Annotated in this window: 1 protein-coding gene; it reads left to right on the plus strand. The window is 43.3% G+C overall.

The genetic code is table 11. The features are described from left to right. Positions 1-288 precede the first annotated feature (288 nt). On the plus strand, positions 289-672 hold the full coding sequence (locus A3751_RS20555; RefSeq protein WP_197466074.1) for a YbaN family protein: 384 nt from the start codon (positions 289-291) through the stop codon (positions 670-672). Positions 673-706: the final 34 nt, after the last annotated feature.

Raw genomic sequence — 706 nt, forward strand, 5'->3', positions numbered from 1 at the left:
GGATCGCCATCGCGGGAGTTTTCAATTTCTTGCCCCTCATGGCTTAAACGATAATGGAATTGAACTACGCTATTTTTTGATATCGACATGAATGTTCTCCTTAAAAAAGCGGTATTGTATGTTCTATGTCTGTGGAAGCCTAGAAAGTGGGTATAAGAAAGTGAATTCGCTGGTTTTATCCTTCAACTAATGAGCGCTTTTCGCGATGAGAGCTTATTTGAAACTAGCCAGTTTGGTACTATGCGGCAGAATATAAGTTCGCCCATCATACATGCGAAGGCAGTCGGCGTGGATAAGCTTCAAAAAAATATTGTGGTACGAGTCAGCCTCATAGCGACAGGCTGTTTGTGTGTGGTACTCGGGATTATTGGCTTGTTTGTACCAATGATGCCTGGTGCTGTGTTTTTAATTTTGGCTGCATGGTGCTTCGCTCGATCTTCAGAGCGTTTTCATGACGCTCTTTTGGCTAATCGTTATCTCGGACCACAGATTAGAGCTTGGCAGGGAGGCCTCGGTTTTCAGCGACAGTTAAGAACGAGAATCTTAGTGATAATGTGGTTGAGTATGGCCTTGTCCGTTACATTGGTGGCTAAACTATGGTTTGGTCTCATCATTTTAAGTTGTGGCGTTGCCACGACACTCTTTATTTTAAAACAACCTGTCTACGATTAAGAGCAAGGAACATTCGCGCAATGGCGATTAACTG

It is taken from the genome of Oleiphilus sp. HI0080, assembly GCF_001635135.1.